The sequence below is a fragment of the Arthrobacter sp. 05N428_2 genome (genome assembly GCF_056397065.1).
In genome coordinates this window covers 109,687-126,662 of record NZ_JBFTMR010000009.1, presented here as the reverse complement: position 1 = coordinate 126,662, position 16,976 = coordinate 109,687, and the positions used below count along the sequence as shown (strand labels likewise).

The 16,976-nt window shown below is 61.7% G+C and carries 9 protein-coding genes; all 9 read left to right on the top strand.

Annotation, left to right across the window (positions count from 1 at the left end; translation table 11 throughout):
* Positions 1 to 232 precede the first annotated feature (232 nt).
* The 9 genes from AC1DGI_RS12080 to AC1DGI_RS12040 all read left to right on the top strand — a co-directional run bounded on the left by AC1DGI_RS12080 (position 233) and on the right by AC1DGI_RS12040 (position 16,911).
* On the top strand, positions 233 to 1,120 hold the full coding sequence (locus AC1DGI_RS12080; protein ID WP_476899006.1) for a GIY-YIG nuclease family protein: 888 nt from the start codon (positions 233 to 235) through the stop codon (positions 1,118 to 1,120).
* Positions 1,121 to 1,371: 251 nt separating this feature from the next.
* On the top strand, positions 1,372 to 4,650 hold the full coding sequence (locus tag AC1DGI_RS12075; protein ID WP_476899005.1) for a helicase-related protein: 3,279 nt from the start codon (positions 1,372 to 1,374) through the stop codon (positions 4,648 to 4,650).
* Positions 4,643 to 5,308 carry a DUF4391 domain-containing protein gene (locus tag AC1DGI_RS12070; RefSeq protein WP_476899004.1) on the top strand — a complete coding sequence of 222 codons (666 nt, stop codon included), beginning with the start codon at positions 4,643 to 4,645 and terminating at the stop codon, positions 5,306 to 5,308. The genes AC1DGI_RS12075 and AC1DGI_RS12070 overlap by 8 nt, the downstream gene beginning before the upstream one ends.
* A gap of 17 nt (positions 5,309 to 5,325) precedes the next feature.
* Positions 5,326 to 6,246 carry a site-specific DNA-methyltransferase gene (locus AC1DGI_RS12065; protein WP_476899003.1) on the top strand — a complete coding sequence of 307 codons (921 nt, stop codon included), beginning with the start codon at positions 5,326 to 5,328 and terminating at the stop codon, positions 6,244 to 6,246.
* Positions 6,247 to 6,399: 153 nt separating this feature from the next.
* Positions 6,400 to 7,386: a site-specific DNA-methyltransferase gene (locus AC1DGI_RS12060; RefSeq protein ID WP_476899002.1), complete on the top strand. Its 987-nt coding sequence runs from the start codon at positions 6,400 to 6,402 to the stop codon at positions 7,384 to 7,386.
* 2 nt (positions 7,387 to 7,388) lie between these two features.
* Entirely contained in the window at positions 7,389 to 10,616 is a 3,228-nt protein-coding gene (locus tag AC1DGI_RS12055; RefSeq protein WP_476899001.1) for a type III restriction-modification system endonuclease, read from the top strand.
* Between the two features lie 71 nt (positions 10,617 to 10,687).
* Entirely contained in the window at positions 10,688 to 11,896 is a 1,209-nt protein-coding gene (locus AC1DGI_RS12050; protein WP_476899000.1) for a DUF6361 family protein, read from the top strand.
* Entirely contained in the window at positions 11,889 to 13,769 is a 1,881-nt protein-coding gene (locus tag AC1DGI_RS12045; RefSeq protein ID WP_476898999.1) for a phospholipase D family protein, read from the top strand. The genes AC1DGI_RS12050 and AC1DGI_RS12045 overlap by 8 nt, the downstream gene beginning before the upstream one ends.
* Positions 13,759 to 16,911 (top strand): helicase C-terminal domain-containing protein, encoded by a 3,153-nt coding sequence (locus AC1DGI_RS12040; protein ID WP_476898998.1) that lies wholly within the window; start codon positions 13,759 to 13,761, stop codon positions 16,909 to 16,911. Before AC1DGI_RS12045 ends, AC1DGI_RS12040 begins: the two co-directional genes overlap by 11 nt.
* Positions 16,912 to 16,976: the final 65 nt, after the last annotated feature.

The following is a 16,976-nucleotide window of genomic DNA, read 5'->3' as shown; positions in this document are numbered from 1 at the left end:
AACCTCCGCCTCCACGGGAAAGCAGGGTGAACCTCTCGGCCCAGGTTTGTTTGACTCCCGAATTGGGTAGGTCGACCTCCCATGTGGGTTCGTCTCTGCGTGGCGGCCACTGGTCTCTCAGAGCATCGCCGCGGCCGGCTTCCATGTACTCAAATGTGGCCTGGCTGTCAGTAAGTGTGGCACCGTCGTTCTTGATCGCCGCGCCCAACCCACAACGTGAACCGGAGTCTCCATGAATTCGCGACCTCAAACTATCCAGATCTTCCTTCCCCAAGGTGATCCTTCAGGTATCCGCCAGGCTGAAATCACCACCAGGACTGTCCGCGTATTCGAAATCCCCCGCCCGTTGCTGGCCGAATTCACCAAAATGTCGGAGGCGGGGCAGGTCGGGCTGTATTTCCTATTCGGCCCGTCCGACGAGGACGCTCCGCGCTGCTACATAGGGCAAACACAGAACGTCGGCACAAGGCTAGCTCAACATGCTTCCGGAAAAGACTTCTGGGAGAGGGCACTCGTTGCTGTATCGCTGACCAACACTTGGACGAGCACGCACGTTGCCTACTTGGAGTGGCTATCGATTCAGAGGGCTTCCGCTGCCGCCCGGTTCGCATTAGAAAACGGAAACTCTGCTAGCAACCCGCACACGCCGGTTCCGCTCGAGTGGGAATGCCAAGAGTACATGGAAACGGTCTCCATGCTCCTTGCAACCTTGGGCTATCCCGTTCATCAGGAGCTTCAATCCGTCCCCCGCGCGGCTGTCGGCATGCAACACGAAGAACTTATCCTCCGGGAGCGGGGTTGCAACGCCACGGCCTACGCGAACGCGTCGGGTCTGGTGGTCAGACGGGGCTCCCGCGGCAATGCTGTGCCGGCACCCAGCGCCGAGCCCGGCCTCATCAAGCGACGTGAGTCCTTGCTCGCACAAGGAATAGCGACCGTCGAGGGGACTCAGATCGTGTTCCAGCAAGATCACCAGTTCAACAGTCCCAGCGGCGCCGCGGCCGCAGTCGTGGGCGGCAGCGTCAACGGTCGAACTGCCTGGAAGACAGTCGATGGCAGGACATTCGACGCGTTGGAACGAGACCGCCTCGCGCCGGCCGCGATTCAGGGGGAGTTGTAGGGCGCAGCCCACTCAAGTGACATGTGACAGAGAGGCACGCCAGGCACCCGCGGTCGAGGGCTGAACCTAGGGCCACACCGCAGGCCGGCGCGCAACTTCCCCCAAGCCCGATGGACGATTGGCTCGATACCTGTGTTCAGCGCACGGCCCCTGGGTTGCCTGGCAATGCAGGGGAACCGGCGCCATTCATGATAAATTTCGGCTGAGTGACCCCTGGACAAGCAGAGGTTCTAGATTCTGCCGGGGGGCTCGTGAAGATCATCGACAACGTCAACGACTTGCTCGGTGACGATCTCAAGGCCGAGGTCACATCCGGGTCCAAGGTGCGCATCGCCGCGTCAACGTTCTCGATCTTCGCGTTTGAGGCTCTTCGCAAGGAACTTGAGCAGGTCGATGAGCTTGAATTCATTTTCACTTCTCCGTCGTTCCTGACAACTCAGGTGACTGGAAAACTCCCCAAAGAGCGGCGCGAGTTCTTCATCCCCGTGGACGGTCGAGCCGAGTCGAACCTGTACGGCTCCGAGTTTGAGGTTCGGCTCAGGAACAAGCTCACCCAGCGAGCAATCGCGAAGGAGTGCGCAGACTGGGTGCGCCGCAAGGTCACCTTCCGGTCAAACGCGACTGGAAACCCGATGCAGCAGTTCGCCGTCGTAGACGACAAAGCCGCATACATGCCGCTCCAGGGCTTCACCACCGCCGACCTTGGCTACGAGCGCGGCAACGCAGTCTCGAATATGGTGCAGCGCATCGACGAGGCCCCGATGACGGCCCAGTACATCCAGCTGTTCGACCAGATCTGGAACAATGCGGAACAGCTCGACGACGTCACCGAGGCGGTCCACAAACATATCGCCAGCGTGTACGCAGAGAACTCCCCCGCGCGCATATATTTCTTGATCCTCTACAACTTGTTCGGGGAGTTCCTCGATGAGATCAACGAGGACGTGTTGCCCAACGACCGCACCGGTTACCAGGACACGAAGGTCTGGCAGAGCCTCTACAACTTCCAGCGCGACGCGGCGACGGGAATAATCAACAAGCTGGAGACCTACAACGGCTGCATCCTCGCCGATAGCGTCGGCCTCGGCAAAACGTTTACCGCTTTAGCGGTGATTAAGTACTACGAGCTGCGCAACAAGTCGGTGCTAGTGCTCTGTCCTAAAAAGCTCGCCGAGAACTGGACGAACTACAACGCCAACCTCACGACAAACATCTTCGCCGAAGACCGGTTAAACTACGACGTCCTCGCTCATACCGACCTCTCGCGCACCGGTGGCGAGTCGCTGGGCTTGCGACTGGACCGGATCAACTGGGGCAACTACGACCTGGTCGTCATCGACGAATCGCACAACTTCCGCAACGCCGACTATGCCGAAGAGAAAGAGTCCCGTTACCAGCGACTCATGCGGCGGGTCATCCGCGAGGGCGTGAAGACCAAGGTGCTGATGCTGTCGGCTACCCCGGTGAATAACCGATTCAACGACCTGAAGAACCAGCTCCAGCTCGCCTACGAGGGTGAGTCGGAGAACCTAGCCCAGCACTTGAACATTTCGACGACGGTCGAGAAGGTCTTCAGCGACGCCCAGCGCGTCTTCAACGAATGGTCCAAGCTTGCCCCGGAGGACCGCACGAGCGAGCGCATACTTCAGATGCTCGACTTCGACTTCTTCGAACTCCTCGATTCGGTGACGATCGCTCGGTCGCGCAAGCACATCCAAGCGTTCTACGACACAACAGAGATTGGTACCTTCCCCGAACGGCTGGCACCCATGTCAATCCGTGAACCACTGACCGGCTTGGCGGAAGCACCGGGCTTCAATGACATCTTCGAGCAGCTCCAAGCCCTCACCCTCGCCGTCTACACTCCGCTGGCGTACGTGTTCCCGAGCAGGATCGGCAAGTACGAGGACCTCTACAACGTCACCGCAGGCAGCGCCCGTTCCAACCTCGGCCAGAAGGGCCGCGAGCAAGGCCTGAAGAAGCTCATGACCGTGAACCTCCTCAAGCGGCTGGAGAGCTCGGTCGACGCATTCCGGCTGACGCTGGTGAAGATTGAGGGCTCCGTAAATCGGACCCTGCAGCGCCTTGACTCCCACGCAGGCCCGCTCACAGAAGTGAGCGCTGACCTAGCGGGACTCGATTTTGATGTGGATGACGAGGACGACGCGAACGTCGAGGCGCTCTCGTTCGGCGAGAAGATCAAGATCGACCTCGAGGATCTCGACATCGAGTCCTGGCAGCGCGACCTGTGGAACGACCGCGAGACTCTTCGCGAGTTGCTCGACGAGATGCGCAAAGTCGTCCCGACCCAAGACTTGAAGCTACAGAGGCTCAAACAGCTCATCACCGACAAGGCCGCACATCCAATCAATGCGGGTAACCGCAAGGTGTTGGTGTTCTCCGCCTTTGCAGACACCGCCAACTATCTCTACCGCGAACTTGCCCCCACCCTCCAGAAGGCTGGACTCGAGGCCGCCGTAATCACGGGCGGAAGCCACGGCTCTAAGACGAGCTTGGGTACCGGATTCGACTTCCAGCAGGTGATGGCGTTGTTCTCCCCGCGCTCAAAGCAACGCCACCTAACCATGCCGAACGAAACGCGTGCTCTGGACGTCCTCTTCGGCACGGACGTGATCAGCGAGGGCCAGAACCTTCAGGACTGCGATTACCTGATCAACTACGACATCCACTGGAATCCGGTCCGGATTATCCAGCGCTTCGGCCGCATTGACCGCATTGGATCCATCAACGCCCAGATTCAGCTGGTGAATTTCTGGCCAGATATCTCCCTTGACGAATACATCAACCTCAAAGAGCGCGTCGAGAACCGCATGGTCATCGCCGACCTCGCGGGCACCGCGAACGACAATGTCCTCACCCTCGAGGACTCCGACGCCGCGTTCCGCAAAGAACAGCTCCGCAAGCTCCAGGATGAGGTCATCGAGTTGGAAGACGTCCGCACCGGCGTCTCCATCACCGACCTGGGCCTCAACGACTTCCGAATGGACCTGCTCGGTTACATCAAGGAATGCGGCGACCTTTCTACAGCCCCCAAAGGCCTTCACACCGTCATCCCAGCCGACCCCGCCAAGGGGTTGAAGCCGGGGGTGATCTTCGTGCTGCGAAACGTGAATGCCGACGAGAACATTAACCGCGGCAACCGGCTCCACCCGCACTACCTCGTCTACCTCGACGACGACGGCAACATCGTCAGCGACCACACCGAAGCCAAGCACCTTCTCGACCTCATCCGCGGAGGTTGCCGCCCCTACAACGAACCGGTCACCGACGTTGTGCATGATTTCAATGCAGCTACGCGCGAGGGCGCGGAGATGGGCAAGTACTCCGAACTGCTCACGGATGCGATTCACTCGATGATCGATGTCACTGAGGAACGCGACATCGACAGCCTCTTCAGCGCTGGCCACACCACGGCCCTGACCCAGACCATCGCAGGCCTGGACGACTTCGAACTGATCGCTTTTATTGCCGTCGTCGACCCCGCCCAGGGTGTGCCAGCCAATGGCTGATCTGCTGTACCGATGGCCTGTTGCGGCGAAATTCGGCAGCCGCGTGCCTAAAGAGAAGTTCTACGAGCGCGGCACCGTCACTAGCGCCGTCAGGGAGACGTTCGTCTCAGAGGTCCAGCGCATAACCTGGGTCTATAAGCTGGCAGAAGCTACGATCAATCTCCCCGGCAACCCGGCGGTGCCCGAAGTGCAGGTCTTCCAGATCGACGCCAAGATTGATAACGTCTGCGATCAAGTGCTGACCGCGATCGACAAAGCGATCCCGTTCCCGGTCATCTTCGAGATCACCCGCGACGACGGCACGAAACGGTCCGTCCGTATGGTCGCAGCACACAAGCAGCTCGGCGTTGGCGCCCCAAAGCTCAGCGCCTACTACTCGACCGGATGGCAGCCCGCCAACACGAAGCGACAGCCCCTCCCGACCGCCATCACCCTGCCCGCCCTCTACACCGCACTCCTGGACCCGCTAACCCCAGTGTCGAGCCGGCCGGGCGAGGAAGCGTCAGAGGTCGGCGTTAGACTACAGGCCGTGCAAAAGCTCGAACGCGAGATAGCCGCCCTGGAACGCAAGCTCCGCACCGAGCCGCAACTTAACCGCAAAATCGATCTGCGCCGCACTCTCAAGACAAAGCAATTAGAACTGGAACAACAGAGGTAACTATGGAGAAACTGCGCATGACGTCGCCAGACCTGACAGACGCCAACATCGACAAGCTCGCCGAATTGTTCCCCAGCGTCGTCACCGAGAGCCTCGACGCCGACGGCAGCCTCAGGAAGGCCATCGACTTCGATCAGCTCCGTCAGGAACTCTCGGACTATGTCGTTGACGGATCGCGCGAACGGTACCAAATTGATTGGCCCGGGAAGCTTTCCGCCGAGTTCGGCTCAAACGCACCTGTGGCGAAGACGCTTCGGCCTCTTACGGAGGACTCAGTGGACTTCGAGAACACGAAGAACATCTTCATCGAGGGGGATAACCTCGACGCGCTGAAGCTCCTTCAAGAGTCGTACCTCGGCAAAGTCCGTTTGATCTACATCGACCCGCCGTACAACACCGGTGGCGACCTGGTCTACAAAGACGACTTTGCTTCATCCCGCGACGAGTACCTTGAAGCGTCGCACCAGGTGAACGAGGGTGGAGAACGTCTCGTGACAAATACCGAGGCGAACGGCAGATTCCACTCGGACTGGTTGAGCATGATCTATCCGCGGCTTCGACTCGCGAAGCGATTCCTAGCCCGAGACGGCGTCATACTCGTCAGTATCGATGACTCAGAACAGGCATCGCTCCGACGACTTATGGACGAGGTCTTCGGCGAGCAGAACTTCATTGCGCAGCTCGTGTGGGAGAAGGGTCGAAAGAACGACGCCAAGTTCTTCTCCATCGGGCATGAGTATGTCCTTGTTTACGCGAAATCGAAGTCGCATCTTCGCCAGCTGGGGACGGCATGGCGTGAGGAGAAGCCGGGAACTCGCGACATATGGGACGAGTATGTCCGTCTTCGCGATGTCTACGGTAACGACAATGCGGCCGTCGAACGCGAATTGACACAATGGTTCAAGGATCTCCCGAAGTCGAATCCTGCAAAAAAATAGGCGCGAACGCGCCATGTTGATGCAAACGGGCCGTGGCGAGACGACAACATTTCATGGCCCGGCGGTGGCGGCCCGCGCTACGACATCATTCATCCAATCTCCGGCCAGCCGTGCAAAGTCCCAGAGGCCGGTTGGCGTTATGGGGAAGAAGAGATGAAGCGAAGGATCGCTCTGGGCCTGATCGTGTTCAGGGAGGACCACACGGAGCCACCGTTTCGTAAATCACATCTTCGTCCAATTGCGGGCGAAGATGAGTCTCTTGAAAGTGACGCGGGCGATGATGAAATTGAACTGGCTACGCAGGTACGGGGAACATACTTCTACAAGCAATCGCAAGTGTCGGTCCGTCACCTTCGCAATCTGATGGGGGCGCAAGTTTTCAACAATCCGAAGGATCACTTCGAACTCTCGCGCTTGTTCGAGTACGTTCTCGACGGTCGTGACGGCATCATCATGGACTTCTTTGCAGGGTCTGGAACGACTGCAGAAGCTGCCTTCGACCTTTGTGAGCGGACCGGACTCAATTGCCCTGTAATTCTCGTTCAGCTTCCGGAGTCTCTGGAGGAGAACCTGAAGTCCGCCACTGGTTCTGCCAAGTCTACGATCCAGAACGCGATTAATTACCTCCAGAGGGCCAATAAGCCTCTGACAATTTCGGAGCTGACGAAGATTCGGATATCTAAGGCAGGTGAGCGCGCTGTCGCCGGTCGCAAGCCCTCAGGCTGGAACGGTGACACCGGCTTCCGCGCGTTCAGAGTCGATTCGAGCAACCTCGCGGAGGTCTCAACAACGCCCGATGCTGCGAATCAGGCCTCTCTGCTCGACATGGTTGAGACCATCAAGGAAGGTCGAACGAGTGAGGACATTCTCTTCGAGGTCATGCTCGACTGGGGTCTCAACCTGTCGCTACCGTTCGCGCGGGAGACTGTCGACCGGCACAAAGTGTTCTCGGTGGATAGTGGCGCCCTGCTTGCCTGTTTCGACGATGAGGTCGACACGGCGCTGGTGCGCGGCCTGGCAGAGCGCCAGCCCCTCAAGGCCGTCTTCCGTGATGCGAGCTTCATCAGCGATGCCGACCGGATCAATGTCGACGAAGTCTTCCGCGAGGTCTCGCCCGACACCGAAGTCAGGGCGATCTAGTTATGAAGCTGAAGTTCAAGGTTCAGGAGTATCAGACGACAGCGGTCAACGCCATTGTCGACTGCTTCAGAGCTGTCCACCGACAGCCGTTCGCCGACGGAATCAGGTACAAGATCGATCCGGGCAAGGCGACAGTCACACCCGTTCCTGACACAAGCGCGCCTGTCGCGCTGCCAGGAATGACGCTGGACGTCGCACCAGCTGCAGGCCAGCTTGCGCCAGGACTCCGCAACACCGAAGTCCACCTCAGCCAGACCCAGTTGCTCGAAAACATCCACGAGGTTCAGAAGAGGACCAGCGGACTGTTGCTGTCGCCAGAGCTGGTTTCCAGCCCAGCGGCTGCTCTGAACCTCGACGTCGAGATGGAAACCGGTACTGGAAAGACTTATGTTTACATCAAGACCGTCATGGAGCTGCACCGTGCCTACGGCTGGTCCAAGTACGTCGTTGTCGTGCCAAGTGTTGCGATCCGCGAAGGGGTCAAGAAGTCGTTCGACATCACGGCCGAGCATTTCCTGAGCGAGTACGGTCACCAGGCGCGGGCGTTCGTCTACGACTCAGACCACCTCGAAGAAGTGGAGACTTTCTCCTCCGACGATGGCATCCAGGTCATGATCATCAATGCCCAGAACTTCAACCGTGACGCCAAGAAGGCCGATACGGATACGGGAAAGGGCAAGTCTGCCGGACTGAAGATGTTCAAGGAACTCGACGCCTTCAAGTCGCGCCGGCCGATCGACGTGATCGCCGCGAACAGGCCCATCCTTATCATCGACGAACCACAGCGCCTCGGCAGCAACCCCAGGAAGCCTAGCGAGACGCTGAAAGCACTCGGACGATTTAACGCCCTCTTCGCACTCCGCTACTCCGCCACGCACGCGATAGAACACAATAGGGTCCACCGACTCGACGCACTCGACGCGTACAAGGCAAAGCTGGTGAAGAAGATCGCTGTTCGAGGTATCAGTGTGAAGGGGCTCGCCGGAAGCAGCGCCTACTTGTACGTCGATGGGGTGGAGCTTGGAAAGGGCGCAGACTTCCCCAAGGCTAGGGTTGAGCTTCACGTTCAGACCAAGGCCGGCCCCATCGTGCCCAAGGTTGTAAGGGTTCAGAAGGGATCGCGCCTCCACGACATCTCTGGCGGGATTGAAGCCTACAAGGGGCTCGTAGTCGAGGACATCGACGCCAACAACGACGTCGTCACACTCCTCGACGGTGAGACCCTCACCGTTGGCCAGATCACTAACGATGTCACCGACGATCAGAAACGTCGCCTTCAGATCCGCGAAGTCATCCGCGCCCACCTTGACAAGGAGAGGCAACTCTTCGGTCTGGGCATCAAAGTACTCTCTCTGTTCTTCATCGACGAGGTCCCGAAGTATCGCGACTATACCCAGCCCGGCAACCGCGGTGAGTATGCTCGCGTTTTCGAGGAGGAGTACGAAGCCCTCAGAGCAGAAAGGCTCAGCGAACTAGACCTTGATGAGTCTGCTGCGCGATACCGCGACTATTTGGAGCGCGACGTGGTCCGCACGGTCCACAACGGCTACTTCTCCGTCGACAAGAAGACCGGCCGGTGGGTTGACGGTGACATCGAGGCTACCGGCGACAACAAGGGCCAGTCGCGCGACACTGAAGCATACGACGCCATCCTCCGAGATAAGGAGAAGCTCCTCGACCTTAACTACCCACTTCGCTTCATCTTCAGCCACTCTGCACTGCGCGAGGGCTGGGACAACCCCAATGTCTTCACCCTGGGGTTCCTGAAGCGGGCGGCCGCCGGCGACTCACGCCGACAAGAAGTCGGCCGTGGTCTGCGGCTAGCTGTCGATCAGAACGGCGAGCGTGCCGACAACCCTGTCACCGTGCACGAGATCAACGAGCTGACAGTCGTGACGGAAGAGTCCTACGCTGACTTCGTGCGCGACTTCCAGCGGGAGACACTCAACCTGCTCAGCGCCCGGCCGCGGAAGGCGACCTCAGAATTCTTCACCGGGGCTGCGCTCCACGACGTGGCCACAGGAACGGAGCACAAGCTCACAGTCGACGAGGCGAAGCAGCTTCAGTACTGGCTCACCGTTAACGGCTTCATCGATTACGAGCAGCAGCTCACCGCCAAGTGGATCGATCGTCAGAACCTTCCAGAAATTCCACCCCTTCCTCCGGCGCTGGAACCGTTCTTCTACCAAGTAGCCGAACTCATCGACTCGCTCCACGTTGAGGCCCCGAAGCTGACCGATGGGCGCAAGCCAAAGCTGATCCCTATCAACAAGTCGAACTTCGACAAGCGGGAGTTCCAGGAGCTTTGGCAGCGCATCAACCGCAAGGCCTTCTATCAAGTCGATTTCGACTCCAAGGAGCTGATCAACAGTTGCGTCCGCGTCCTCGACAGGTCGCTCAGCGTCGCCAAGATGCAGTACGTCGTCGTCGAAGGCACGATGGCCAGCGACATCGATGCCGACGCCCTCGCCACGGGCACGGCGTTCAAGGTTGCCAAGACGAGTACTGAAACATCGGAGCTAAGCGCAAGCTCGACGGTGCCGTATGACTTGCTCGGTGAGATCGCGCATAAGACACGCCTCACCCGCCGTACATGCGCCGCGATCCTCGTGGGAGTCAATCCGGCGACCTTCGCGAAGTTTAAGCAGAACCCCGAGCAGTTCATCACCGAGGCCGCACGGTTGATCAACGAGCAGAAGGCGACCGTCATCGTCGAGCACCTCACGTATGACGCGCTGGAGGCTCGTTTCGACTCTTCGATCTTCACCGGGAACCTGACTAAGCAAGACTTCACACATGTAGGCGACAAGCTCACGAAGCACATCTACGACTACGTCGTCACCGACTCGAAGATCGAGCGCGCGTTCGTCGCCGAACTGGATACCAGCAAGGAGGTTGCGGTCTACGCGAAGCTCCCACGCGGGTTCTTCATTCCGACCCCGGTCGGCGACTACAACCCCGACTGGGCGATCGCGTTCACCGAAGGCAGCGTCAAGCACGTCTACTTCGTCGCCGAGACCAAGGGCTCGTTGTCGACCCTTCAGCTGAAGGGTGTCGAGAACGCCAAGATTGACTGCGCCCGCAAGTTCTTCGCTGAAATGAGCCGCAGCCGTGGCGAGAACGTGACTTATGACGTCGTGACAGACTACGGCGAGCTCATGCAGCTTGTCAGTTCGGATGTGGGGCCAATGGCGCCACGGGAGCAGTTGACCGTGGGTGGCTCCAACTGACCCACTACGAGCGGCAGAATTTGATAATGGCGAATGGCACTTAGTCCGACCGGAAACGAGCCCTACCCCACATGACCTCCCTCATCTCCTGGCTCGACGCGTCTACCGAGGAGAACTCGAAGATGCGGGAGCTCGTGAAGCTCTTTGGCACGCCGGAAACCACCGATGACCTCGGTATGGGGCAGCTGCGCGACGCGATCAGCAACAGCTTGTTCCCGGGTACTTCCGTGCTGCACCTTGGCGCACGCTATATGCTCCTCGTTCCGTGGGCTTATCAAACCGCCCACCGCAGCACACGAAATCCGGATGATCTGCGGAAGCGGTCCGAGGAGTCAGAGCGGCAGCTGATCGGCAGGTTCAAAGAGATTGGCGAGCAAAGTTACATCGGCCGCGACGCAGGCCGGAACGTCCAGCAGCTGCCCTCGGCCGCCTACTGGACGGCGCTGCGCACGTACGGCATCGTCAGCCCAGACACCGACCGCTCTGCCGTCGCCCAGTTGATGTGCGCGGACGCCCCCGCGCCCGAGGACGGCGAAAGCAGCTACTCGGTTTGGAACCAAACTCTCCCCAAACCGCCGGCAGGCTTTCCGCAGGCCGAGGACCGGGGTCTGAAACTGTCCCACGACGAAGCCCGCTGGCTCCAGGAACGCATCCTGACCACCTGCCCCGGCACCATGCTGGCCCACGTCGTCGGATCCGAGGTCAGTCCTACCCCGGGACTTTGGGCACCCTGGCTGGACCCGGCGTGCCGCAGCGCGGATGGCGACCCCGCGCAGTGGCTCAAGGACGCGGAAGCGTTCTCCTTCATCCACAACGGCGCCACCATCCTCTACCAGCACCTGCTCGCGCAACTTTCGGCAAAGGTCTTCTCCGCCGGCGAGGACACCCTCGAGCAAACCAAGGAACTCCTCGCAGCGTGGGAGAAGCAGCGGGACGGCAAGCGCGAGCTCCTCGCAGAATGGAACGTCGACAGTTTCATCGACCGCGCCACGGCACTGAACCGCGGCATCAACAGCAACACCGCCGGCTTCGCCCGGGCCATGGCCGAGGCAGCCACAAGCCCCGGCAAACTGATCGACAACCACGAATTCCGTGCCGCCGTCGAAACCCGGGAGAGGCTCATGAAGAAGTCCAACTCGCGGTTCCGCAATGAACGCCGGCTCCGCGCTTGGCAGCCGCCGGCCCGTGTGGGCGCTCTGACTTTCCGCTGGACGCAGGTCCGCCGGAACGTCCTGGACATCCACGCAGGACTCGCACTGGAAGGGCAGTCGAATGCTTGAGGCAGCAAACAGGCAGGCACTCACCCAGCAACTGCGCCCGCCGGCAGGATTCCGGCTCTCCCACGCCGTGGGCACCACCTTCACGCTGGACATGACCAGCGCCCTTTCCGTCCCGCTGAGCTTCGTCGCGGGCTCCGGAGAAGAATTCACCAACCCGGTGGCGGTGCTCAGCGCCCTGCGCAAAGTCTCCGACCGCGTGGACATCTTCTGCCAGGCCGGCCACATCAAGGCACCCTCGGACGCCTCGGACCTGCTCGCACTGCTGGAGCCGATGGTCCACCAGGTCAGCGTCCGGCGCGGCCTCTTTCACCCCAAGATCTGGATCCTCGAATTCGAGAACGACACCGAGCGCCGCTACCGCTTCCTGTGCAGCAGCCGCAACCTCACCACCGACGCCAGCTGGGACCTCCTCGTTCGGCTGGATGGCGAACCCGTGCAGGACGCCGACGACGCCGGCCCGGACAGCGGCCCCCTGGCACGCTTCATCGCCGGGCTCCCCGACCTCTGCACAGTGACGCCCGACGCCGGGCGGCTGGCCAGGGTGCGCGGCCTGGCCGCGCGCCTGGCGGACGTCCGCTGGGACCTGCCCGAGGACATCCATCGTCTGGCCTTCCGACCGATGGGCATAGGCGAAAACTTCGAAGACGGATCAGTCGTCGCGCACCTCGGCAAGCCGGAAAACTTCAAGGCACTCAACGGCAAGACCGGGAGCGGGGCCCACTTTGGGCGGGAGAAGCTGGTTATCTCGCCCTTCCTCGATGACACGATGCTCGGCCGGCTGCAGGATCCGTGGACAGATACCCTCTACGTTTACTCCCGCGGAGACCAGCTGGATCTCCTCAACGAGACAACGGTGGGTGATTCCGCAACCTCGTTCAAGGCTTTTGACGAACTCGGCATCCCCGAATCGTCGGAGTCCGGACAAAGCGAGAGGGACGAGTCCGGGCTCCAGCGCGTTTCCGACGATCTCACGGGCCTGCACGCCAAGGCATATTTCTGCGACTTCGACCACCACACCTACGCGCTTCTCGGGTCGGCCAACGCCACCGAAGCAGGTTTCACCAGGAACGTGGAATTCCTGCTGGAAATGCGGGGAGCAAAGAAACGCCTGGGGGTGCAGCGCATCCGGGAGACTCTCAAGGACGTGCCCTTCGCCGATTACCTGGGCACCGGCGGTTTAGCCCGCTCCGAAGAAGACGTGGCGGCCTTCCGGCTGGAGAACGCCCTGCGGGACGCCGCCGCGCAGCGGTTCCTCCTCGACGCCGTCCCCGAGGGCGGTGCCCAAAACACGTTCGCCGTGACCGTCTCGCATGGCTGGTCGCCGAAGCCAGAATTCACCGCGGCGCTGCGGCTCCTCTCGCTCCCCCAGCCGAGCGCCGTCGTCGAACCCTCCGGGGGGCAGCACGAACATGTCTTCCACGCCATACCGCTGGCTGACGTGACGCCGTATCTGGTGCTGACGCTGGAGGACCCGGCGGCCGGGCTGTCCAAGAGCACGGTGATCCAGGGCAGTCTGCGTACCGATCCTGCGGGACGGCTGGATGAGATCATTGCCCGCCAGCTGGACGACCCCCAGAAGCTTCGCCAGTTCCTGCTGTTGTTCCTCACCCCGGAAGACGCCCTGCCGGGGTCGGGGACTGGCACGGGATGGTTCGCCGGGTCAGGGTTCGGCGACGGATCCACCGCCGGGCTCTTCGAAGCGATGGTGGGCGCGATGGCGGGTCCGGACGCTGCCTCGGTCTTCCCGGATCTGAAGGTCGTCATGGACCGGCTGCTCGCCCTTCGCGGCGACGACCCGGAGATTCAGCAGCTGCACGCGCTCTGGACGGCAGCCACCGAAGCATTGGACATAGGGGAACTTCATGGGGTTTGATGCAACGCCCGCGCTGGACGGACTGCGAGGCTTCCAGCGCCGCACCGTGGAACACGTCTTCAAGCGCCTCTACCTGGACGACCAGCCGGCGGACCGCTTCCTTGTCGCGGACGAGACCGGGCTGGGCAAGAGCATGGTGGCCCGCGGCGTCATTGCGAAGGCAATCGAGCTGCTCGACCGGCCCGACTCCGGGGTGAACCGGATCGACGTCGTCTACGTCTGCTCCAACGCTGACCTGGCCAAGCAGAACCTCAGCCGCCTGAACGTCACCGGGCAGAAGGACATCATCGAGTCCGGCCGGCTCACGCTGCTGCCCACCGAACTGGCCAAGCTCAACGCTCCGGCCGCGAAGGGAACACGCAAGCGCGTCAACTTCATCTCCCTGACTCCGGGCACGTCATTCAACGTCGGCGGGGCAACGGGCCAGGCCAAAGAACGCGCTGTCCTCTTCCGCATCATCACGCAGCTCGGAGTCATCGGCGAGGACCAGCACGACGACGCCGTCGAGCTCCTGCGCGCGGGCTCGGGAACGCAGAACTTCGGACGCCTGGTCCAGTACATGCACGAGCAGTTCCCCGACGGTTTCTCAGTCCCCGTGCGGAACCGGTTCCGCACCCTGGCGCACCAAAGCGGCAACCTCCCGGCGTTCCGCAAAGCCCTGCGGGAGGCGACACGCGACGGGGCGGAGACCGTCCGGCCGCACATGAGCGCCATCATTGGCGGGCTACGGGGAGACCTGGCCCAGGCCGGGCTGGATTGCCTGGAACCCGACCTGATCATCCTGGACGAGTTCCAGCGCTTCCGTGATCTGCTCTACTCCCCCGGCACCGCACCCGACGACGAGGATTCCGCGGCAGAGCTGGCCCGGCAATTCCTGAACTACGAGGGGGCCAAGCTGATCCTGCTCTCGGCCACGCCGTACAAGGCGCACACCGGGGCGAACGAGGACGACGGCGACGACCACGCCGCGGACTTCCGGCAGCTGCTGCGTTTCCTGAGCAGCGAACGGCCGGGGTACATGGAAGGACTCGAGGCAGACCTCGACGGCCGGCGGACCCAGCTCCTGAAGCAGGTCCCGGACGATGCCCTGACGCACCGCATCGAGGACGGGCTGAAGCTGTTCATGAGCCGTACGGAGCGGCCCCAGCTGGGCAAAGACGACATGCTGTCCGTGATCGAGATGGCGCCGACGGACGTCCGCGCCGGGGACCTCACCAGCTACAAGTCCCTCTCCGCGCTGTTCCGGGCCGCACGCACCGGCAACCCGATGGAGTACTGGAAGTCCGTGCCGATGTTCGCGCATTTTCTCACCGACTACAAGGTTGGCAGGATGCTGGACGGCAGGATCCACTGCGACCGCGAAGCGGTTGACCCGGTCCTGCCGGGCCTAACCACCATCGATCCTGAGACCTATCGCAGCTACGGTGCCGTGGAGACGGACAACGCGAAGTTCCGGGCCGTGCGCGATCACACCGTCGGCCAGGGCTGGTGGAAGCTGCTGTGGATGCCGCCGTCGCTCCCCTATGTGAAGCCCTCCGGGGTGTTCGCCGAGGTGGGTTCGGACGTGACCAAGCAGCTCGTATTCTCGGCGTGGAACGCGGCCCCGACGGCGATCACGACGATGCTCTCCTACGAGGCCGAGCGGCAGATCCTTGAGGGGTCGCCGCTGCACGGGGAAAACACGGCCGAGGCTCGCAAGCGATTCCGTGGCAGGCTCCGGTTCCGCGTCCGCGACGGTGAGCCCCAGGCGATGTCCACGCTGGCGCTGTTCATTCCCCACGCGGCCCTGGCACTATCAGGTGACCCGCTGGAGAGTGCCGCCATGAGCGGGTTCCTCGTCGCCGGAGACGCGGTGCGGGCTGCTGCGGCAGCGGCCTCCATGGCCATGCTTGGCGGCGCCGTCGTTGATCCGGCCAGTCGCCTCGGCGCATGGGCGTCCTATTTCTCGGTGCCCGGCGCTCTGCCGGGAGAGTGGAACGACGACGCGAAGCTGGCGGGGCGCGAGCTGCGGGAGCTGGACGAACTCACCCAGCGGCAAGGCAAAGCCTCGGACGACGGGGACACCGAGCAGGAAGGTGGCCCCGAGGCTGGACTCTACCTCGCACACGTTGACCGGATGCTCGAGGCCGTGGGCAGCGAGCCGGCGGGCTGGGAGGACGGAATCGAAGACCTGGCCGTCAACTCCCCCGCCAACTGCATCTATCGCGCCCTGAAGCGTGTGGTTCCGGACGATTTTGGCGGCGCCGAGCTGTGGAAGGCCGCCGTGTTGGCGGCGACTGGCCTGCGCACGCTGTTCAACCGGCTCGACGCCACGGAGCTGCTGGACAAGCTCTACCCCGAAGGCGACTACTGGCAGAAGGTCCTGCGCTATTGCGAAGCCGGAAACCTCCAGGCGGTGCTGGATGAGTACGTCTTCCAGCTCCGCAGCCAGCAGGCTCCCGGGGATATCACGGTCGAGCAGCTCCGGGCGCTGGCCGACGACATCCGGCGCTCGTTGTCCCTCAAACCGGCGCAGATGCTCGCGAAATATCCGGACGGTTCGCACGAGGATCTCCGCATGGGCAGCCGCTTCGCCGTGCGCTATAGCAATGCCAAGACAGACGACGGCGACAGCAACCGTATGCCCGACGTCCGCCGGGCCTTCAACAGCCCGTTCTGGCCGTTCGTGCTGGCGTCTACGTCGGTGGGCCAGGAGGGCATCGACTTCCACTGGTGGGCACACTCGGTCATCCACTGGAACGTGCCCGGCAACCCCGTCGACTTCGAACAGCGCGAAGGCCGTGTGCACCGGTACCTGGGGCATGCAGTGCGGAAGAATGTTGCGTGCAGGCACGGTCGGGACGTCTTGAAGCCGGACGTCACTAATCCGTGGCAGTCCCTTTTCAGGGTGGCTGCAGACTCGGTCGCCGCACTGACAGAGAACGGAACGAATGAGTTCGCTCCACACTGGATCTACCGGGGAAAGCACAAGATCGAGCGACGGCTGCTCGATCACCCCCTCAGCCGAGACGTGCCCAGAACCAAACACATGCTTGCGGGGCTCGCGAAGTACCGGCTGACTCTGGGCCAGGCACGGCAGGATGATCTGCTGGGTCTGATCAAGGACGGGACGGAGATCAAGCCGCTTAATTTGCGACCGTAGTTCGAAGAAAACAGTGGCGCATCGTTCCCATGGTCCAATGCCGGCAAGACCCGGCTTCCACGTCA